The 21064-nt window shown below is 44.1% G+C and carries 19 protein-coding genes and 1 pseudogene; 8 read left to right on the top strand and 12 right to left on the bottom strand.

What is annotated here, in order from left to right; translation table 11 throughout:
- Positions 1-42: 42 nt before the first annotated feature.
- From OCU35_RS16185 to OCU35_RS16175, 3 genes are all read left to right on the top strand, one after another.
- Positions 43-711: a DUF1826 domain-containing protein gene (locus OCU35_RS16185; RefSeq protein WP_102490299.1), complete on the top strand. Its 669-nt coding sequence runs from the start codon at positions 43-45 to the stop codon at positions 709-711.
- A gap of 86 nt (positions 712-797) precedes the next feature.
- On the top strand, positions 798-1805 hold the full coding sequence (locus OCU35_RS16180) for a CobW family GTP-binding protein (protein ID WP_261826554.1): 1008 nt from the start codon (positions 798-800) through the stop codon (positions 1803-1805).
- Between the two features lie 199 nt (positions 1806-2004).
- A complete protein-coding gene (locus OCU35_RS16175) occupies positions 2005-2436 on the top strand; it encodes a GNAT family N-acetyltransferase (protein WP_102490301.1) in 432 nt (143 codons plus the stop codon).
- Between the two features lie 94 nt (positions 2437-2530).
- On the opposite strand, the pseudogene OCU35_RS16170 reads toward OCU35_RS16175, so the two are convergent.
- Both OCU35_RS16170 and OCU35_RS16165 read right to left on the bottom strand, forming a co-directional pair.
- Positions 2531-2698: pseudogene (locus OCU35_RS16170) on the bottom strand (DUF1330 domain-containing protein); the annotation flags it as partial.
- A gap of 186 nt (positions 2699-2884) precedes the next feature.
- Positions 2885-4030 carry an MBL fold metallo-hydrolase gene (locus OCU35_RS16165; protein WP_261826553.1) on the bottom strand — a complete coding sequence of 382 codons (1146 nt, stop codon included), beginning with the start codon at positions 4028-4030 and terminating at the stop codon, positions 2885-2887.
- A gap of 520 nt (positions 4031-4550) precedes the next feature.
- Here OCU35_RS16165 and OCU35_RS16160 point away from each other — a divergent pair.
- Complete coding sequence (locus OCU35_RS16160) at positions 4551-4745, top strand: hypothetical protein (protein ID WP_261826552.1); 195 nt, start codon at positions 4551-4553, stop codon at positions 4743-4745.
- Positions 4746-5537: 792 nt separating this feature from the next.
- Here OCU35_RS16160 and OCU35_RS16155 read toward each other — a convergent pair.
- Complete coding sequence (locus OCU35_RS16155; protein ID WP_261826551.1) at positions 5538-6347, bottom strand: hypothetical protein; 810 nt, start codon at positions 6345-6347, stop codon at positions 5538-5540.
- 365 nt (positions 6348-6712) lie between these two features.
- On the opposite strand from OCU35_RS16155, the gene OCU35_RS16150 reads away from it, so the two are divergent.
- Complete coding sequence (locus OCU35_RS16150) at positions 6713-7681, top strand: hypothetical protein (RefSeq protein WP_261826550.1); 969 nt, start codon at positions 6713-6715, stop codon at positions 7679-7681.
- 81 nt (positions 7682-7762) lie between these two features.
- Here the strand turns inward: OCU35_RS16150 and OCU35_RS16145 are convergent, their stop codons facing one another.
- Together OCU35_RS16145 and OCU35_RS16140 are read right to left on the bottom strand one after the other, a co-directional pair.
- The gene (locus OCU35_RS16145) at positions 7763-8887 is read right to left on the bottom strand and encodes a M14 family metallopeptidase (RefSeq protein ID WP_261826549.1); all 1125 of its coding nucleotides are present in this window, start codon (positions 8885-8887) and stop codon (positions 7763-7765) included.
- 141 nt (positions 8888-9028) lie between these two features.
- The gene (locus tag OCU35_RS16140) at positions 9029-10411 is read right to left on the bottom strand and encodes an MATE family efflux transporter (RefSeq protein ID WP_261826548.1); all 1383 of its coding nucleotides are present in this window, start codon (positions 10409-10411) and stop codon (positions 9029-9031) included.
- Positions 10412-10604: 193 nt separating this feature from the next.
- On the opposite strand from OCU35_RS16140, the gene OCU35_RS16135 reads away from it, so the two are divergent.
- The 3 genes from OCU35_RS16135 (at position 10605) to OCU35_RS16125 (ending at position 12368) form a co-directional block, all read left to right on the top strand.
- On the top strand, positions 10605-11012 hold the full coding sequence (locus tag OCU35_RS16135; RefSeq protein ID WP_102499576.1) for a VOC family protein: 408 nt from the start codon (positions 10605-10607) through the stop codon (positions 11010-11012).
- Positions 11013-11271: 259 nt separating this feature from the next.
- Positions 11272-12030, top strand: a complete 759-nt coding sequence (locus OCU35_RS16130) for a metal-dependent hydrolase (RefSeq protein ID WP_102382399.1) — start codon at positions 11272-11274, stop codon at positions 12028-12030.
- Between the two features lie 158 nt (positions 12031-12188).
- Positions 12189-12368, top strand: coding sequence for a hypothetical protein (locus tag OCU35_RS16125; protein WP_017028167.1), 180 nt, complete (start codon positions 12189-12191; stop codon positions 12366-12368).
- Between the two features lie 83 nt (positions 12369-12451).
- Here the strand turns inward: OCU35_RS16125 and OCU35_RS16120 are convergent, their stop codons facing one another.
- The 7 genes from OCU35_RS16120 to OCU35_RS16090 form a co-directional block, all read right to left on the bottom strand.
- Positions 12452-13876 carry a GNVR domain-containing protein gene (locus tag OCU35_RS16120; protein WP_261826547.1) on the bottom strand — a complete coding sequence of 475 codons (1425 nt, stop codon included), beginning with the start codon at positions 13874-13876 and terminating at the stop codon, positions 12452-12454.
- Positions 13873-14991: a glycosyltransferase gene (locus OCU35_RS16115; protein ID WP_261826546.1), complete on the bottom strand. Its 1119-nt coding sequence runs from the start codon at positions 14989-14991 to the stop codon at positions 13873-13875. The genes OCU35_RS16120 and OCU35_RS16115 overlap by 4 nt, the downstream gene beginning before the upstream one ends.
- Positions 14984-15730 carry an acyltransferase gene (locus OCU35_RS16110; protein ID WP_102542623.1) on the bottom strand — a complete coding sequence of 249 codons (747 nt, stop codon included), beginning with the start codon at positions 15728-15730 and terminating at the stop codon, positions 14984-14986. The genes OCU35_RS16115 and OCU35_RS16110 overlap by 8 nt, the downstream gene beginning before the upstream one ends.
- A 103-nt stretch (positions 15731-15833) precedes the next feature.
- Positions 15834-17225, bottom strand: coding sequence for an O-antigen ligase family protein (locus OCU35_RS16105; protein WP_261826545.1), 1392 nt, complete (start codon positions 17223-17225; stop codon positions 15834-15836).
- Positions 17225-18628 (bottom strand): lipopolysaccharide biosynthesis protein, encoded by a 1404-nt coding sequence (locus tag OCU35_RS16100; RefSeq protein WP_261826544.1) that lies wholly within the window; start codon positions 18626-18628, stop codon positions 17225-17227. Before OCU35_RS16100 ends, OCU35_RS16105 begins: the two co-directional genes overlap by 1 nt.
- Positions 18625-19788, bottom strand: coding sequence for a glycosyltransferase (locus tag OCU35_RS16095; RefSeq protein WP_261826543.1), 1164 nt, complete (start codon positions 19786-19788; stop codon positions 18625-18627). Before OCU35_RS16095 ends, OCU35_RS16100 begins: the two co-directional genes overlap by 4 nt.
- Entirely contained in the window at positions 19778-21010 is a 1233-nt protein-coding gene (locus OCU35_RS16090) for a glycosyltransferase (protein WP_261826542.1), read from the bottom strand. The genes OCU35_RS16095 and OCU35_RS16090 overlap by 11 nt, the downstream gene beginning before the upstream one ends.
- Between the last annotated feature and the right edge of the window lie 54 nt (positions 21011-21064).

Raw genomic sequence — 21064 nt, 5'->3', positions numbered from 1 at the left:
ATTGAACCTGAATGCAAATACATACGCTTTGGAGGCAAGGGAATGAGTTTAGATCTAGTCGCAAGTCCAGAACCGGTTTATTCGGCACCACTACCATTACGAGAAAGCAAACCTAGCATACTCAGTAATATCTACCAATCAGATCGAAATATCGCAATATGGCAACGCACACTCTCAACAACGATGACACAGGATATAAATCAAATGTTATTTGAGGGGAGACCGCTAGCGTTGGTGCAAAGTGTCACGCCAAACAATGCTGCAGATTGGATTCGAAACAAGCTAGATGAATATGCGTGCGCCGATGCGCTTGCTACAGATATCGCCTTGATTGTGGATATGTTTTGCTGTTTGTTTGATGTAGAAGAGGTAGGGCTGAGATTGACTAGCTTGGATAGCCCTATGTGCCCCAAATTTCATGTTGATCACGTGCCGTGTCGTCTGGTTACTACCTATGTCGGAAGTGCAACCGAGTGGCTTGAGAATAAGGGGATTGATCGCAGCAAGCTTGGGGCTGGTAGCCTTGGAAAACCGGACAACTTATCTGGCTTATACGGCGGAGAAACCGAAATTCAGACGATGAAAGCTGGAGACGTGGCTTTGCTCAAAGGTAGCGGTTGGGAAGGCAACGAAAATAGCGGGTTAGTGCATCGCTCTCCCGCCGTAGGAACAAATGAGCGAAGACTACTGCTTACACTGGATTTTGTTTAGACACATGAGAGTTATTAAATTGGATCGTAAATTAAGAAGCGCAAGTCTTCATCTTGGTTCGATAAAGGGTCATCGGAGAATAGCCAATGAAGGTTAATAAGACGCTGATCTCTGGCGTGCCGACCAATATTATTACCGGCTTTCTTGGAGTAGGAAAAACGTCAGCCATACTGAATTTGATGAGCAACAAACCGAGCAATGAGCGTTGGGCTGTTCTAGTGAATGAGTTTGGTGAGATTGGCATTGATGGCAGTCTGCTACAAGGTACGCAAAATCAAGACGGCCAAGTGTATATTCGAGAAATTCCTGGCGGCTGTATGTGCTGTGCGGCAGGTTTGCCTATGCAAATCGCCCTCAATCAGCTGCTGTCCGAGTCAAAGCCAGATCGTTTATTAATTGAGCCTACCGGCTTGGGTCACCCTAGAGAAGTGCTCCAAGTGTTATCGACCGATTACTATCGCCAAATCATTGACTTACAAAAGAACATTACCTTAGTCGATGCGCGCAAATTGTCTGACCAAAGTTACACAGAACATGACACCTTCAACCAGCAAATAGCGATTGCCGATACGGTGGTGGGAAACAAACGCGATCTTTACCAACAAGGTGATGAGGAAAACCTTGCAGACTATGTTGGTGCCTTGGGCTTATCAGAGACTAAAGTGATTTATGCTGAACATGGCGAGATTCCGTTCGCTGAATTTGAAGGCGCGACTCAATTTCATAAGCAAAAAACACCGCATCTTTTTCAGCAGAAGAAGCAGACTAGAATGGCACCTATCCCTGAACAGCCAATACCCGAAAGCGGGTTCTTGAAAGCGACCAATAAAGGTGAGGGGTTCCACAGTGTTGGATGGCGTATGTCTGCAGGTAGAGTATTTAACCGTCAAAAACTGTTGCAGCTTTTGAGTACACTCACGGCAGAACGCATGAAAGCGGTTTTCATCACTGAAAGTGGCATCTTCGGGTACAACCTAACAGCAGATGGACTTACAGAAATCGAGCTAGATGAGTGTACAGAAAGCCGATTGGAAATAATCTCCGATAGAATAGATGACAGTTTTGAAGAGCAGTTATTGGGTTGCATAGAATAGTGTTTACGATATGAGAGAGGAACATAAATGATGGACTTTCATTATGACTTGTCGCGTTCAATTCACAGGTCTAAATAAGAACGTTATTTTTCAATAACCGTTGTTATGTGACCTGTGGGCACTTTATACACATACAGCTAGAATGCGGGCTCGCGGCTGCACATGAATTTCAGTCAACTATAAAGATAGAGATACCATAATGATTGTAGAAAATGTGCTTCCTGAAAATTACGCAGAAATGCTTAATGTTTGGGAAAATTCAGTCCGAGCTACTCATGACTTCATAACAGAAGACGATATTGAGTTTTTTAAACCCATCATCATTGAGCAGGCCTTTCCTGCTGTCACTTTGAGATGCATTAAAAATAATGGTGGTTCAATCCTAGGCTTCGTGGGTGTTCATGATTCGAAGATTGAAATGCTATTTCTCTTAAATGAGGTAAGGGGGCAGGGTATTGGTAAAGTGCTACTGCTGTACGCAATTGAGCAGTTAGGCGCGACCAAAGTAGACGTAAACGAACAAAATCCACAGGCCGTAGGTTTTTATGAGCATATGGGCTTTAAAGTCGTTTCACGTTCACCACTTGATGATATGGGAAAACCATTTCCAATTTTGCATATGACATTATAAAGCTCGGTGTGTCGTAAACCAGTTTGATAGAAGAAACGCCCAAGGCTAATAACCTTGGGCGTTTCCGTATGTGCTGAGCAGAGTTCTTAATGGATCAAGCGAGGTCGTCTTTAGCTTCAACCAGTGCGTGATGACTTACTGAGCCTGCGGTACGTTGTTCAAGATGAGGCACATACCTTGGGTTGTTCATAAAATCAATCGCTGCTTGGCGAGAAGGCCATTCGATAACAATTCGAAGTGCAGGCTGTTCGCGTTCCCCTTGGTCACTGATAACGCATCTCTACTGGGGGATGTGAAGTGTAACCAGATTCTAATTTGCTTATTTGGCATCGTGCCTTACGCTGGGAGAGAAGGGTATGGTGGCATTGAGTATGAAATGGGTTGGGTGGGTTTACCTACATGAAAAGAATAGCGATGATAAGTAAAGCTGTCATTTACAAAAGAGTTGCTATTCCTTTTTCTGATCTATCATTGCCTCGCGCCACCATCTTTTCTGAAAATTTTCGATGTTTTCGTAGAGTACCACTTGACCGAATTCTGGCGTGATCAGGGTCGTATCTTTGATCTTCGCTTCTTTATGGATCTCTTCCATTGGCTCAAACCAAGCATGATTACTTAAGTTGAAAGTAGCGTTATGGATGGGGACTAGATACTTACCTTTTAGGTCGTTGTGGGCTTGAATGGTTTGCTTTGGGAAAAGGTGTATGTATTGCCAAAGGGTATTGTAGGCGCCGTTTTCCATCAAGGTGACGTCAAACGGGCCGTATCTGTTACCGATTTCTTTAAATCCAGAAAAATAGCCAGAATCGCCACTGAAGTAGAGCTTGAAGTCATCGTGAGCTATTATGTATGAGACCCATTGCGTTTTATTCTCGCCTCCAATACTGCGACCGGAAAAGTGTTGTGAAGGTGTCGCAGTGATAGATATCGGGCCGCTGCTCGTTTGTTCCCACCAGGCGAGTTCGGTTACATTTTTTTCGGGTACTCCCCAGTCTATGAGTATTTGCTTGACCCCTAAAGGGACATAGAAATGCTCCGTTTTGTCGATTAGGGCTTTAATTGACTCTTTATCGAGGTGGTCAAAATGATCGTGTGAAATGAGCACGCCTTTTAGACTTGGAACATCTTCGAGCGGCAAAGCCGGTGGCGTATAACGTTTCGGTCCAGCAAAGGTTACCGGAGAGGCGCGATCAGAAAACATAGGGTCGAACATCCAATACTCATTATTGAGTCGGATTAATATGGTCGAATGACCAATCTTGACCATAGAGAATCCTGGACTCTCCTCCATCATTTGTAGGTCTATGTTTTGAATAGGAAGTGGTTGATCAGGTGTTGGATAGTCACTGGCGTCCCAATAAATGGACTTCATCGCAGCGATGACGCCTACATCTTGTTTCTGATGCTCAGTGTTAAAGAACTTACCGTCCTTATATCCTTCTGCGCCAGAGTAATCTTCACTGTTGCTACAGCCGCTGAGAAAAGTGATAAGAATAGAAATGATAACAGGATGGTTTGTTTTCATGGTGCCTTTCACTGGTGACTGATCTGCAATGGCTTTATTAACCGTAACGCCTTCGTGGGATAGGCACAAATCAATAACTTAGATTTGTGAGATAGCGGTTTGAGTTTAAGGAAAAAAATTACTGAATTGCACACTAAAAGCAAGGGCCTGATTTAAGGGGCTCTGTTCTTTATCGAATTATCGAAGATGTCATAAATGCCATTATTGACTATCGCTACTTCAACTCACCTCTATTCTGTAACTGATTTGCCCACCATCGGGGTCGATCAGCTGACCTATTGGCTTTGTTAATACATCCTACTTAGTTTGTTTGCCTCTCTATCGGTATTATTAATGCATGAACAGTTAAGGTTCATCGTTAAATTCAAGATTAGCTAGTTGTTGGTGAGTGTAATTCGCGATTTTTATTGTTAGTACTGATTCCAGTTGTTAGAGGAAATGCTAATAAATAAACGCTTACCTAAGTCTAATCAAACAAGGAATACAGGACAAATACGGTTAGGTATTTGCCTTCCGTATCTTATTAATTATTTTGTTTAAGGCTATGTTATGAAAAAGTTTGTTGCTCTATCTACTTTGGGTTTTTTCTATGATTTCCGGTTCTGTGTTTGCGGTTGAAACACCAACACAAGATGGACCAGTCGCTCAGCGCGGTGTTGTTGTCAAACATGAATCGGTTTCTACTCAATACGAAGCTGTTGCTAAACGAGGGGGTATCATGAAATACAATGCTGACCTTGATCACGCTAAACAACAATCATGGAACAAGGGCGCTGGTCATTAAGCGAGATAGGAAAGATGAAAAAAGGGCGCTAGCGCCTTTTTTTTGTATCTGTAACTAGTGTTTATGAAGTGCTGTAATCCACGAAGAGTCCGATTTGACGGGTATTACTACACCGTGAGTTACTCTTAGGGCATATTCTTTATTCAGTAACTCTTTCAAATGGAGCAAGACTTCTATTCTGATCACCTATTTTTAGTTGTTCGTTTACTTTGGCGCAATAGAGTAGGTCGGTTGGAGAAGAGCATTTATGAATTTAGTGATTCAAAAGTGAGCATAGTTGTTGGGAGAGTTTAAAAAAACAGTAGATAAAGAGCGCCAAAGCGCTCTTTATCTACTGTTAGGCAGGTTGCTTGTCTCGGAAATAGAGAAATGCACTGACAACAAGAGATGCGACAGAAATAGCGAACACCGCATATATGCTTAAGATCCATGCGAGCGTAGCTGATAGAAAGGAGATGAATGAAAACATTCTGCTGAATGACATTACATGGCCTAATTTTTTTCTTCTCATAACGCCTCCCAAAACTGCGTTGGTCGAGACAACAACGGTCTCGGATGACAAATTCATCGTCTCAAATTCTTCACGTTTTAACCTAAATAAGTAGCTAAATTTCTCTCAAAAAACATAGGAATTTGAACCTGTAGACAGAATTCTAAACTGGCAGAGTTATGTGTGAGATATAGGTAATACAAATAGAGTGAGCGCGTGTTTCCTATTTACTGACTCTTACCTAGTATTTGCCCCAATAGTTTCAATACCTATTGGGGATTTTATTGGTTTCTCCTACATAACTAGGTTTGAGATAGACAACTATTCACCTTCCTTAATAAAGGTTTCGTCACATTTTTATCTGTCCAGTATTTACCATGACTCCATGGTGTCCAGCTAGTAAAAATCCCACCTGCGTTGATATTATAATCATTTACTAAAGCTTTATATCCATCGCTCAAAGGAGATAGCGGCCACCCGAGTACATCATCTTTATCATAATAGTTGTCCCACTCAAAGTCTTCGCTAAGCAGAGCTTTATCAAACGGAACGATAGGATCTAACCCACCCACAAACATAGGGATATTACACCCTGTAGTTAGAAGGTAAACACAACTCCCTAGACGCCTGAATGTTTTCAATTCGTCACTTCCGTCAGGCTCCATTCCATTGAAAATGCCTAGGTTATTCTGTGCATCCCAAATATAATTGGAGATTACTTGGCAGCCTAGAGACTGGGCGACGATAATTACAGCCTTATTAGGCCCCACTTTCTGATACGCTTCATCTATAGCGCGAATTATCTCTCGTTGAACTTGAATGTACTGATCGCTGTCGTTTGAACGGGCGCTATATTCTAAAGAGCCTGCATCAGAAAACCCATATAAGAGAAAACGCCTGATAAACCCGCCATCGAGAGGGAATCTATTCATGCGTTCCCAAACAGCTTCTTGATTGTTTTGTAAAATTGGCTGGTACTGAATTGGAACAAACGCAATTTTAGCCCAATCGTTTTTGAGTTTTTTAACTAGTTTTTTCTCTAATCCATGATAGTAATGAGGTTTGTAATCTCCCATTCCGTGAAGTGTTAAGATTGCAATTTCGTTTTCCATATTGAATATCCTCCATATCGCGACACTCAAATTTAAGTCCATTAATCTAAAAATTTCATTATTATTCAATGTTTTTTAGCAGATTCTTACACTTAGATGGGGATCCGTTGATATTGCAAAGAGTTGTATAATTCTAAAGTGCTAAGTATTTACTTTAAAGTGGCTTTACTTTCTAACATCTAAATGATGTGTGTATTTACAGGGCTTTATCTCCATCCAAAAAAATATACCCCGATTTATATATTGGCAATTACAATACCGTTTCTTTTATTAATAAACGGAAAGCCCGTTACTATTCTCTTTGTGTGTAGACTACTTCACAACTAAGCTAAGAGTATTCCGACAGCCAAAATCAAAGGCGACAAATGACAAAAACATCAAAACGTTGCATCACTCTTTCGTCAGCAATACTAGTGACGCTGTCTTTTTCTGCATGCTCAAATGACACAAATAACTACTCGGGTTCTGGCAGCATTACCCAAGGCGCAGCTAAGACCATCGAAGCGAATATTTTTGAGTGTGAGAATGGACGCAGTCGGGTTGCCGGTATTGGTGAGATCACTGATTCAGAGGGCAAGGTTTGGACGGTTCCAGCAGAAAACAATTTTGCTTCTGCTCCCAAGGCTGTCGATTTATATGAAGAGTGTGCAGGTATTACCCCGAAGAGTATCGCCGACGTTGATCAGGATTCAGTGCCAGTGGTTGTTGTAGACCCCGATGGAGAAGAGATCACAGGTTATATCTTTGCCGATAACTACTTTGAGCTGTATATCAACGGAACACTTATCGCTGTTGATAGCGTTCCTTTTACGCCGTTTAACTCTAGCATTGTGAAGTTCAAGGTAAGCAGACCTTACACGATTGCGGTCAAGGTGATTGATTGGGAAGAAAACCTTGGATTAGGGTCTGAAAACAATAGAGGTAAGGCTTTTCATCCAGGAGATGGGGGTTTTATTGCAAGCTTCAGTGATGGCATAGTGACCAATGCAGACTGGCAAGCTCAAACCTTTTATACCTCACCAATTTATGATCTCTCATGCTTAAAAGAAGTGGACGGTCAACGCTTGTCAGAGGGGTGTAGCACCCAGGGCACCGACAACGGACAAGACGCGTACGCTGTTCACTGGCAGACCCCCAATGATTGGATGGTTCAAGGATTCGATTCGGCCTCTTGGCCCGAGGCTAGCCTCTACACAGAAGATGAAATTGGTGTAAACAACAAGAAAGCCTATATGAACTTTATTGAAAAGTTCAGCGGAGCGGGCGCTAGCTTTATCTGGTCAACGAATGTGGTTTTGGATAATGAAGTGTTGTTGAGATACGAAGTTAAATAGAACGAACTTAGTGACGCTTACATAGAAATAAGGCCTGATAGCAATACTGCTATCAGGCCCTTTTGATTGTATCTAAAGAGATTACAACTCTGAAACTGTCGCCCAAACAGCGGCTAGCATCTCGTGGCCAAAAGCAACACTGCGGTCTGGAGACCAGCCGTACAGCTCATCGGCATGGCTGATATGGTCTTTAAACGGCATTTCGACGGTGTAAGACAGGCATTTAAACTGCTCTGCTACCCAGTTTGAACCCACTGTAAGGTTAGCTTTACCCGGCTCGTCTTTGTCGTAACCTACTTCATCTTGAAATTCAGGGGTGATGGTAAGCAGTGCCTGTTTGAAGTGCTTCTCTAAACGCGCGATACGTTCGTCGTAAGAAGGGATGCCTTCGCTACCTGCAACAAAGTTGTAGGGAATCGCTTCATCACCGTGAATGTCCAAAAACATGTCTACGCCCGTTTCTAGCATGCGCTCTCTAACTAGGAATACCTCTGGGCTACGCTCCATTGAAGGCGTTTGCCATTCGCGGTTAAGGTTAACGCCTATACCATTGGTACGAAGGTGACCGCGAATACTGCCGTCTGGGTTCATGTTGGGAACAACACGAATCACTACATTATCTAGTAGAGAACGGCCCACTGTATCGGTTTCATCAAGTAAGCGTTGTAAGAAGCCTTCGATGAACCATTCAGCCATCGTTTCACCAGGGTGCTGACGACCAATAACCCAAACGTTTTTCTTCTCAGGGCTTGGCTCGCCGATAGTCAGTAGGCTGATGTCGTTGTTATCAAGCGTATGACCAAGTGTCTCTAGCTTGCACGCCGTATGCGTTTGTGCGCTGTGCAAAAGGTCTTGGTGGCGATCGTATGAGTACGGCGCAAAATACGCAAAGTACATAGAATCGTGTTCTGGAATGATATCAAACGTTAGTGCGTTGCCATCAAACTGAGCAGGAATACGGAACCACTCTTCACGATCATAAGAGGCAACCACATCGTAGTCACTCCAACCTTCAGGATACGCGGATGTCGCTAATTCACTGATGGTAAAATGGTGTGCTTGTTGCGCTTCGCTTTCTAGACGAAAGTGAAACCATTGTGAAATTTCGGTTTGGTTATCAGCAGGTATAGTAAGTTGAATGTCTTGTGGAGAATCTGCTGAAACAACGTTGATGTTGCCGCTTTCGAAGTTACTGAAAATTTTCATGCTAGTGAATGTCTCGTGATTGGGGTGAGCTAAGACTAGCATATTTTATTTGCAGATTATCACGCAGATTGCCGATTCTGTTTTGTCTTGAAAGAAAACGAAAAGCGCGATCTATCGGCTGACATATCGCGCTTTATAACGCTAGTTTGCTGTTGCAACGATCAGCGGTTGCGAGTTTCTAGACCTGATAACATATCGCAGACGTAAAAGCATCAATCCTGCTGCCACTGTGAGTCCAGTGACAATTCCAAACCAAAAGCCGGTCTCGCCCATTGCGGGCACAATATGATCCGTTAGGCCAAGTATCACACCCAAGGGTAGGGCGAGTCCCCAGTAGGAGGCAATGGCTAAAAACATGGGTACTTTGGTATCTTTATATCCTCTCAGTGCGCCATTGGCTGACGTTTGCAACGCGTCACTGAATTGATACATCGCGGTCAAGGTGAGCAGTGTTGCTGCTGTTGCGCTAATGACAGGATCCGAGGTATACAGCCTAATAATGGACTCAGGAAACAATAATAGCGTTGTAACAGACAGCGAAGAGACTAACCCCGCCACTACTATACCTATTGAGCTGCGTTGAATGGCATTGGATTCATTTCTTTCTCCTAATGCATGACCGACACGAATAGTGATGCCAAAAGATATGCTCATTGGAATAACATAGGTCATGCTTGAAATATTCAGTGCGATTTGTGCCGCCGCAACATTTTCAGCGCCTATGCGACCAATAAGTAATGCAATAACCGCAAAGATGCTGCCACAAACGGCGATGTTCATTCCAATAGGCAAACCCAACTTCAGAAGATGGAGCATCTCCTTCAATCTAGGTGTTATGTCCGTGAAGCAAAAGATGTTTTTATAGTGTTGATGACGTTTGATATAGCAGTACAACGAAACAGACATCAACCAGTACACTATACTCGTTGCCCATCCACAACCCACGGCACCAAGCTCAGGGAATCCGAACTTGCCGTAAATTAGTATGTAGTTAACGGGAATATTCACTAACAATCCTATCACCGAGACAATCATGGGTACTTTGGTGTTGTTCATACCCTCACAAAATCCGTTGAGCGTATAAAATAGAGCGATACCCGGAACGCCAAAGGCAAGTGCAAAGGCATAGTCACTAGCAATTGGTATGATCTCAGCAGCTACGCCTATCCAATCCAATATTGGCTTAGCGCTGAAGAGATAAAGGATAAGCAATAGGCTAGCGATTAGTGCGAGCCATACCATTTGAAAAAACTCGATAGAGATTTTAGAGAAGTCTTTAGCACCTCGGTGAAAGGACACGACAGGGGTTAATGCCATTATGACGCCCCTTAGTAGCAACAAAACTGGAATCCAGAGACTCGTTCCAAGCGCAATGGCCGCAAGATCAGCGGGACTGACTTGACCAGCCATAGTGGTATCAACAAACCCCATAGCTTGAGTTGCAATTTGAGTCAGAATTATAGGAATGGAAAGATGCATTAAAGCACCAGATTCGCGAGTAAAAGAACGAATTTTTGTTAACATGAAATGACTTAACACCAATATAAATGCACCAGTGATGGCAGGATAGCGATGTGCATTTTAGGGTGTGCCCAGTAGGCGGCGTAAATATAAACACCTTGCTTATTGGGGTCAAGTGTCGAAAACGCCCTGCTTGGCTATCGTCGCGTCTCGATAGACGATATCGATATCGATATTCTTTATAGTGGAAATTTTAATGTCTCAAGTAATCCAGCAGCAAATTGGAAACATCGCATTAGTCGTGGAAAACTATGATGATGCGATTGAATTTTATACCCAAAAGCTTCAATTCAAATTAGTTGAAGATACTGACCTAGGGGATGGAAAACGCTGGGTGCAAGTCTCTCCGCCAAACTCAAATGGTACAAACCTGCTTCTTGCTCAAGCTGCTACTGACGAACAACGTCACGCTGTTGGAAACCAAACGGGCGGTCGTGTGTTCCTGTTTTTACAAACCAATGACTTTTGGCGTGATTATAAATTAATGAAAGACAACGGGGTTACCTTCAATGAAGAGCCGCGAGAAGAAGACTATGGAACTGTGGTGGTATTCCAAGACCTTTATGGGAACAAATGGGATCTGCTGCAATTGAAAGAAGCTTAATTTAATGACTTTAGGTCTCACTGCCGCTAGTGAAAAACGTGTTTAGGAGTATTAGTTACAAAGACAACTGATCAAAAATACCGCAGTTAAAAGGTTTGATGACTATAATACTGTGATTTAGTACAGTATTATTCATTTAGCATGTATACTGTTTATTTATCCAGTTTTAAAAGGCAAAGATAGCGATTAGACAAGACATTATTAATAGGGAGAGCCCTTAGGTCTTGATGATATAGCTGTCTTTGTAAATGTGATTACAGTGGCTAATTTCAATACACATCTTGGAACAGCCGCGCTGACGAGTAGTTTAGCGGCGACAGCCCTGCTATCGGCAGGGCACATTGTACCCATTACCGCACTATGGTTGATACTGTTAGGTACGATAGGTGGCTTGTTACCTGATATCGATTCCGATAACTCAACCTCTATGAGTACGCTCTTTCGCTTGTTTGGAGCGCTCACCACTTTCAGCTTCGTGGGTCATATCTATTTAAAGGTATCCATGCTGGAGCTGATTGTTTATAGCCTGTTTTGCTATTTATCCATTCGCTACAACTTAAAAGCAATGCTAGAGAAGCTCACTGTTCACCGGGGCTCTTGCCATTCATTGGCATTTATTGCGATGTCAGGGCTGCTTATAGTCTGGTTGGTGTTTTTGCTCGGTTATAGCGATGTGACGGCATGGCTTTCTGGCGCCTTCATCTGCTTTGGTGGGGTAGTCCATCTTGTGCTAGATGAGTTATATAGCGTAGATTTGGCCAATAGGCGCATAAAGATGTCTTTTGGCACTGCCCTTAAAGTATTCTCACCTAAGAATCCTTTTATTAGCGCGTGCCAGTGTCTGCTGATCGCTGTGTTATATGTGCATGGCCCGGCCTTGGATAATACTTGGCATAAGGTGAGTAATTGGAGCGAGTTTCGTTTTAAACCCGATTGGTTAAACAAAGGGGAAGTTGTGCACTTCTTTGATGAAGTGATTACCTCCACGCGTAAAGCGATGAGTCAAAATACCATCTGACACGATAGTGGTTTTTACTCTTGATGTCGCATAATGGTAAGTATAATTGGCTGTGATTGAGTAGTATGGCCGCATATCAGCAAAGTGCTTAGGATTGAATCTAATAGTCTTAATTCTTCATAATGGACGCCTTTGCTCACTGACAATGAGGTAAACCTATGTACGAACTGACACTAATTCTTAGCTTGATGATGGGCGGTGCACAAAGCACGGCAGAGCTTGATGTAAATACTCAATTTAAGTCGTTAGAAGAATGCAATAAAGCCGGTGCGGCTATTGCGAGTAAGCTAAATAAAGCAGAAACAGAAGTGCTATATGTACAATGTGAACTAGACTAATAAACAAATAACAACGTCAATGGCTTAAACTAAAAGGACAAACCTCGGTTTGTCCTTTTTTATGTCTGTCAGATTACGTGTATTTATCCGTGTTGCGGTGCAATAGCAATGACAGGGATGGAGGTCATAGATTCTACATCGGCTTTACTGCGCAGTGTTGTGTCGAACAACTCTAATAGAACGGCAAGACCCACTCCTAACCCTAATCCTCCAATTAATCCCAATATTACATAAAATATAGTCGGCCAGTTTGAGGGAGAGCTTGGTGTAAATGGCAAATCAATGATCTTCACTCGTTTGTTCTCTTCAAAGACACCTAAAGCGCCTGTTAACTGTGCCATTTCATAACGCTGCACAAGTTCTTCGTACAACTGACGTTTCATCTCTACATCTCGTTGCAGGCTAAAGATCTCTTTCACGTTGTCACCATAGCCTTGGGTTTTCTGTTCTAGCTCCGCAATCATAATGGTTAATCGAGCCGTCTCTTCGGTGAGCGCCTCAAAGCGATTTTGCACTTGTTGTAGATTCTGTAACTGGCTCATCAACAATGGTTGAATACTAGTTAGGCTGTTTAGGTTCTGACTGCTAGCCATATTGCGAAGTTGGTCGGTATTCAGTGTGGGTTGGTTTGAATTGAGAAGTACCTCACGCTCGTGCTCTAAACGCTTTAGCTCTCTTTTCTTTGCTTGTACTGAGCTGTGATTCTCAGTGTATCGAGCTTGTAAAAGGGTTAAGTCGCTGCGGATCTCAATGATCTTGTCTTCAATACGGCCAACAACGGGGTTGGTGCTAGATAGCTGTTGATCCAAAGAGCCAAGGCTTCGTTCCACACCAAACAGCTCGGCCTCTTTTTCAGCCAGGCTTTGTTTTAACACTGCAATACGAGCGTAGCTTTGCGAGCGGATCTCCGGGGTTAATGAAGAGTGGACATTGGTGTAGTCAGCAAGCTTTTGCTCTGCCATTTGTAAGTCGGAAAAGCGCTTTTCAATATGTTCGTTTAAAAAGGTACTAGAGTCGCGAATTGAAGAGCGCTCGGGGGCTAATAATTGTTCAATAAAATGACGACTCACAGACTCCAGCAGCTCTTTCATCCCATATGGAGAAGGGGCTGAGTACTCGATCTTTAGAAGATCTTTCCCTTGCTGAACCACGTTAAGATTGGCTGCTATTCTTGCCATTACTTGGTCTTTTTCATAGTTAGAACTGTTTTCGTTAATAAGCCCAAGTTCTAGTGCTACGGTGGAAAGGACATGACGACTTTTAAGCAATGTTTTTACCGCGTTTAAGCGGTCGTTCAACATGGTAGATACGGCAAGATCTTGAAGAAATGGATTCATTTTAGCCGTTTCTTGAATGAGCATACTGGTATGCGCTTTGTAGTTTGTAGGGGCGAGCTTGGATACACCGATAGCCACTAAAGGGAGGATCAAAGCAGGTAGTAATATTACCCAACGACGGCGCCAGGTACTCACTATTAATCCAGCTATGCGCAGTTTAAGCTCAATCATAATAACTCCAATAACCAGTCAACAAACTGAGAGCGTTGCTGCCAACTTTCGTTCGCAACGCTATGACTCTGACAACGGGTGAGTCTCTGATGGCGACTCAAGCAATCAATGAGTTGCTTGCTGTCATTGACCACATTAACTTGGTCTTCAAACGGTTTTAAAGCAGGGAAAGGTGTGGTGATAACAGGGGTTCCACATGCCACGTATTCCATCAGCTTTAACGGACTGCAGGCCTTGATTTGCTCATTGAGAATAAAAGGCAAAAGGCTAACGTCCCAATGCTGACTATAACTCGGAAGCTCATGGTGAGGACGCGGACCAAGCAGGTGAATGTTGTCCAGATCTGCAAACGGGTTGTGTGCCAACTCATTACGACCAATAAATACGAAATTCCAATCAGGCATCGCTTTTGCGGTTTGGTTAATTAGGTCGTAGTCGAGCCAGTTAGAAAGGCTGCCATAAAATCCAGCGATGGGTTTTCCTGTTGGAAGGTCAGCAGCGCGAGGAGCGGGAGTAGAAAAACGTTCGTAATCAACACCGTGTCGCAGTAATTGTGTTTTACAGGCAGGGAAGCGTTGTTGCATTGCTTCGCTTGCCGTTAGAATAAGGTTTGCCCTGTCGGTAAGCTTGTTCTCATGCTGGATCACCGTTTTATGGTCAACACCTGCCAGTGCGCCAAAGTCATCACCGCAATAGTAGACCACCGATGACTCATTGATGTGACCACATAAGTCGGCGGCTGTTGGCAATGAGGTCCACAAAATTGGCTTGTTAAACTCGAGGCGCTCTAGTGTTGGCGCTAATTGAGACGCCATCCAGCTTTTTGCGAGTTTTCGTTCCCACGCAAACTTAGGTGCAGGTAAGGTTTTTAGGCTTATTACTTCCATATTACTCGGGATACTTTGCACTTTGGCCGCCATTGACGCTTTGTCAGTGTTTTTGGAAAACAGTTTGTTGTATGCGCGCTTCATGTCGCTTGCGGATAAGCGAGGTCTGCGCAGACCAATGGAGTTAACCCAAAGAATGCGACGCTGCGGATTCAAGCGAGTAATTATGTGTTGGGTGCTAGAAGGAAGACCGCCAAAGTCTTCACCAAAAACAATGAGATCACGCATGCTCGCCTCCTTGCTCACAATGTGTTTCTTGGGATATGTACTTAATCACCTTCGCCGGAACGCCTGCGGCGATAACAAATGGGGGAATGTCTTCTGTGATGACACTACCCGAAGCGATAACCGCGCCTTGGCCGATAGTAACGCCTGCTTTTACAATACAGTTAGTGCCTAACCAGCAGTCTCGCTTTAATACAATGTCGCCAATCTGGCTAATATCATCCGGCTCGCCTTTTGCTCTTCTTCTTGAATCTAATGGGTGGCCAGAATAACCAAACAGGTTGGCCTTGCCTGCAATACGCACGTTATCTTCAATGACCACTTTTGTGCCAACGGCGATGGTGGTTTGCCATCCTATGCCAACATTGGAGCCGATTGTGAGGGAAGGGTTGCTCGTATGAGCGCTGGCACTGAAGGTGGTTTGCCCTGAGATACGGCAATGGTCTCCAAGGGTGATAGCAAGCGGCCCTGACACAAAAGGAACGCCTCCATACAGGTAAAGTGCTTTACCTGATCGTTGACAGCGACCTCGAAAAGCGGGTGTTTCAACCAGTACGCGAAGGATGAAGTTAACGCCGTTTCTAAAGCCTACATATGAGGTATAGATAAGTTTATTTAACACCATTGGATATCGGATATCGCAAACACGTATGGCTTTAGCCAGTGAAAAGAGCTTTTTTCCCAGAGGGCTTTGGCTGGTTTTTAGTTTTTGTTTTAGCTGATTGGCATCTAATACGTTCATAGCAACGTTCCTTTGTGCATTACCGATATCACTTTCCCTATATGGGTAATACACAGAACGTGCCAAAAATATTAGTTAATAAAAACAATTAGTTAGATGATGGCTATTGTGCTTTCTCAATTTGAGAATCGTTTTGAACAATACTCGAGACACAGATAATAAGGGCAGCCAGTATGTAGATTGGCCAAACGAAGGCCTGGGTAAGAAAGGTGCCCGACACGATAGTACCAATGAGTCCAGCGTAGACAGCGTTTGCCGAGCTTTCTAGATAGGGTGATGAGGTTGCTGATGCTTTGATGCAATTAAGCGACTGCTTAGCTGTGCGAAGCAAAGAGACAATCAAAGTGATAAACACAATTAGGCCTAAGAAACCTGTTTCAGCCAAAACGCCAAACCATGTACTGTGTACGGCGTGGTTTAACCCATCCCAGTGAGAACTGTAAAAGTAGTAGTTGGAGTAAAAGTTATTGATTCCGACACCAGTGAAAGGATTCTCAACTGCCATCTTTGCCGCTGCTTCCCATGCATATAGGCGTCCCATAGAGGAAGAATCTATCCCTGCTTCAGCCGCGCCACCTGAGGCACGTTCCGAGATCCCGGCAGCTAAGTAAAGTACGGCTAATCCAACGGTTCCAAGACTTACAAGTAATAATTTAGAACGAACTGCTTGGTTTATATACACAGCGTATACCGCCACCATGCCGAGCAGGCCGCCACGACTCTGCGTTGCAATAATGGCCATCGAGAGTAAAGCGAGAACGGTGAAACCCATTAAGCGACTGATCCTTGATAGACGACTATTAAAGAAAAAACTCGCGGAAAACGCCAATGGAAACAGCAGCACGAGTGCCAAGTCGTTGGGGTCGCCGAGCATAGACCCAATTTGGCGTCCTATCGTCACTCGAGAGCCTTCAACCAACCCAATGCCGTTAACTGAATTAAACAAAGCGACGCAGGCCACTAGGCAACCTGCAGCGACTATGGTCCAACATATCTTAGACAACTGTTCTTTAGTGTTGATAATCCAAATGATGGCCAAGGTCATCAACATGATCTTCCAGTAGATCCCTTTAAAGGTTGATAACGCTTCACCGCGATTGGTCGCGAACGCTAAACCAATGGCAACCAAACCCCAAAATATTACTAGCCATTTCATAGAAGGGTGCCAGTAGACTTTAAGTTGTCTGCTTATTAACGAGTGCCAGCATAACGAGGCTAAGGCGCCAAGAGACAATAATAGAGGGATTTTAAATGGCATGAGCGCTGGGATGACTTCGTGGATTCTGAAAAAAGAAAACACAACAAACAGGGTTACGAACCAGAACAAGTGTTTCACCACCACTAGCACGGCAACGGGCAGTAGACATAGGGCTAGACCAACGACTGGATGGGGAACCTTCCACCAAATCAAGGCGATGGTCAGGGTAACGGCGACTGTTGCAATAACACTAGGCGCAGTCATTGAGTTAGCGGAATGGTTGATTGAAGGTGTCATTAAGCACCTACCTTTCTAGCTTGGGTATGTTGTGGTAGCACAATTGTGTAGGTCGCAATTAATAACAGGGCCGAACCAACGAGCGAGCTAATGCCTTGAATGTTTGAGCCCAACTGAATAACGGCTAGTCCCCCAAGCGTAATCAACGGGTACAAGATCAATCTCAAGCTACGATATGGCAGAGCATGGTGGCGCTGTGAAAGCTTATAAAGAGTGAGCGCGCGAATTAACTGTGCGATCCCGATACTCAGCATTATTGACCAGATACCCCAATGGTAGGTAAAGCCGCACCAGATTAAGGTCAATACAGTAGTGCAAAGGTTAACGTTTAAGATGGTCTTCGTTTGTTTGTTTTGAAGTAGTCCAAGGTTAACAAGTTCAGCGAATTCCTTGCCCAATACCATGAATAGAGCACCTACTAGTAACTGCCGCGCAATGGCGTAATCTTCAGTCAAGGCGAACGCCAACAGCCATTGTCCAAATAGAGCAATGAACAGCGCCAACAGACACACATACATAATGCCAAGCTCCGTAGTTTTAGCCGCTTTTAACGGATTGCTGTTTGCAACGACAAAGCGCTTAGGCATCCACCACATACCAAAGGGCTGAACAAGAACGCACATAGCCAGAGCAAACTTAGCGGCCACCGCATATTGTCCCACCATGGCGAGAGACTCACCCTCAAGCATCAACCAGCGCTCAGCGCCATTAAGTCCAAACGCCACTAGGCCCGACAGCATTAGAGGCAATGAATAGCGCAGGTTAGTGTTGATAAACTGCGTGCTAGGAAATGTAACGGTGAGCTTGCTAGCAAGAATAAGCAGTATGAACTGGACGAAATGAGCAACGAAACCTGCGACAAGAACCCCAACCACGCCATAGCCTAATTGCAACGATGTTAAGACAAGCGCGACTTGAATCAGACTGGTGATGATGCAGATGCGGCAAAACGCCTTTACTTTATCGAGCATTCTTAACCAAGCTAGGGATATGGCAATAGCGCCTTCAATAGTCAGTGACACCCAAAGCAGGAGCACTGCTTGTCTTGAAAGGGCCCATGTTTCGCCCCATTCAAGTGACAGGGTCACTACAAATCCAATGCAAGCGAATGACATTGAGATTAACAAGGTTAGGGTAAACAGGTTACTTGCCGTTGTAAGCTTCTGTTTTTTAGTGGTTTGTTCTGCGCAGTATCGATACAAGGCTTCGTGCAGACTAGCGGACAATAAAATACCAATGAAGGACGCTGTAACAGCGAGCAGCTCCAATTCACCGATTTGAGCAGGCGATAAAAAGCGGGTTGTGATTGGCAACATGATAAGGGACAGCCCCTTCATGAAAAACAGAGCGAACGCATAGCCAAGCATCTGTTTCTGTACGCCCGATACAGTAGGGAGTCTCATTGTTGCTCTCCCGATTTGATTTCATAGCCGCTTCCTAAAGTCGGTTCTTGAGGGCATTTTGCCTCGATTGCCCATGCAATATCGCGGTAGGTGTTACTTGCTAGGTATAGCGTTGCGACCTTTTGTCCTTGTTTTGCAATGCCTTGGTATTGTTCTGGGTTTTTAGCAATGTGCGCCATGGTTTGGCTTAGGTTTTGCGCGTCATTTGCACCGTATTTAATGCAGTTTACGTTATGTTGTAACTTCTTATCCCAGAATGCATTATCTTTAGGAATGACCACAATAAGTCCCGCCGCAAGGGCTTCTAGGGTAGATAAGCCAAAGGGTTCATTAGTGCTGGTGGAAATATAAACGTCTGATTTAGCTCTGATTTCATCAAGGTTGTTGGGCTCGTGATACCAGCAAGTGTTAGGGATAGTGGCATCAACTAATGACTGCTCCGCATTTGAGTTCTGAGGCTTGATGTAGCAGATGTTGGTTGTGAGCTGTGAACTGGGTTCTGTCAGTTCGATGGCATGTTTAAGGATGTCCAGCCCCTTCCATTTTAAAAGCGAGGCTGCCCAGTAGAAGCTTGTAATTCCATTGATGGAAAACGAATGGGGTGTTGGGTAATCATTTTCGTCCAAACCATTGGTGAAGGTCTTAAAGTTTGCAGGAAGTGATTCGCTATCCATACACAAAAGCAAACTTGGCTCAGCTGATTGCAAATAGAAGGTCGGATGCCCTTGGTTGAGACACCATTTTGCAGCGCTACTTTTTCCCACAGGGCCGTGAATAAGCTGAAGCAGGGGAATTTGCATTAGTTTAGAGACAGCGTAGCCTGCAAAATCCACGCCTGGTCCCGATGCCATAACTAGAGTGTTTGGTTTTTTGAATTTGGTAATCACCACCCACGCTGTAAACATGGTTAGACAAAACAATAGATAAGCTTGCTTTGCCCAGTAGCCAAGTCCTTGGGTTTGGATCGCAAGGCATTTAGGCATGGCTAAGGTAGTGACACTGACCTTATTGCTTTGGTTTTGATTCCAACTCATCGGTGAGGCGCTAAGCACATGAAACACTGTCCCGTCGTTAACTTGTTGAATAGCTAGCTGAGTAGCGACTTTCGACCCTCCATGATATGGAATAGGGTCAAATATGATGCAATGATTAGGCTTCATGTGCGCCCCTTACTGCTTTGTTCTCTGCCAAGAAACGCGTTCTAAAGAAGGTGGTAAATGGACGCAGTAGGGCGCTAAACCATGCACCCCAAGATTGGTTTACGCCATCCTCTAGCAACTGCTTATAAATGGCCTCCATTTGAGAGGTGTTTCTTTCTAGAGAGAAGCATTCTTTGGCAACTTGTTTTCCTCGACTTGCCATCACTTTGTAAGTCTCTGGGCACTGTAAGAGTTGGTTTACCGCACCAACAATGGAATCTATCTCGTTATCACCATTTTCATATAACAGGCCAGTGGATTCGTGTTCAATGACCTCGCTTATGCCGCCAACATTTGGAGCAACAACCGCAAGCCCCGCTAAAGATGCTTCTACTAATACCAAGCCAAAGGCTTCGCTTCTTGCGCCGCTGACGAACAGGTCGCAACCGCCTGCAAGCCATGCGCTAACGTTAGTTTGTTCTCCGACGAGATGAACTCTAGAGCTTAGATCCAGTGATTGGATTTGCTTAATTAGATTCAGACGCTCGCTCCCTTCTCCAATAATGATGAGGTGATGCTGATCCTGGCTACTGTTTAAGCGAGCAAGGGCCTGAATGAGTTTATCGAAGCCTTTGCGTGTAATAAGAGACCCTACGCTGACAAGCACCTTTGCACTTGTCGGAATATTTAGGTGTTCTCTTACATCTAGCGGTTGGCTTAGATCGATATTTGGGATGCCGTTATGAACAACGGTAAGGTGTTGTTTTGGATAGCCTTCATCGAGCATAGGCTTAGCAACAGCGTGGCTCACTGCCACTAAACGCTGTGCTGAATGAAGAGCAAGTGTGAAGCGGTCATGTAAGTTATAAGGGCTGTGAAGTTGGCAAAGCATTGGAATGCGCTTTGCTGTTGCTACCAAGGTCATCCACTGACAAGGTGCGCCGCTGTTAACATGGATAAGGTTAACATTGTGCTCGGAAATGATTGCGCACGCCTTTTTATACAGCGCCACTGGTGCCTTCACATTAAAGGCTGATTGCTGAAGGTTAATCAACTCAAAGCTAGAAGAATGTACAGCAATTCCCTTTGCTGTTAGTTCATGCACCAGTACTTGATTGTTAGTCCAAACCACAGGTTTGAAGTTAGTCGACAGAGAATCAAGAAGATTCAAAAGACACGCTTCACTGCCTCTGATCCAATCATCGCCATAGTGAACAATAAGTAGGTTAGTTGTTGGGTGCATTCCTTTCTCCCTAACAGCAGTAAAATGGTAACTGGTAGAGATACTGCAATTAGG

It is taken from the genome of Vibrio breoganii (assembly GCF_024346795.1).
Lineage (GTDB): Bacteria > Pseudomonadota > Gammaproteobacteria > Enterobacterales > Vibrionaceae > Vibrio > Vibrio breoganii.
This window is presented reverse-complemented; position numbering and strand designations above follow the sequence as displayed.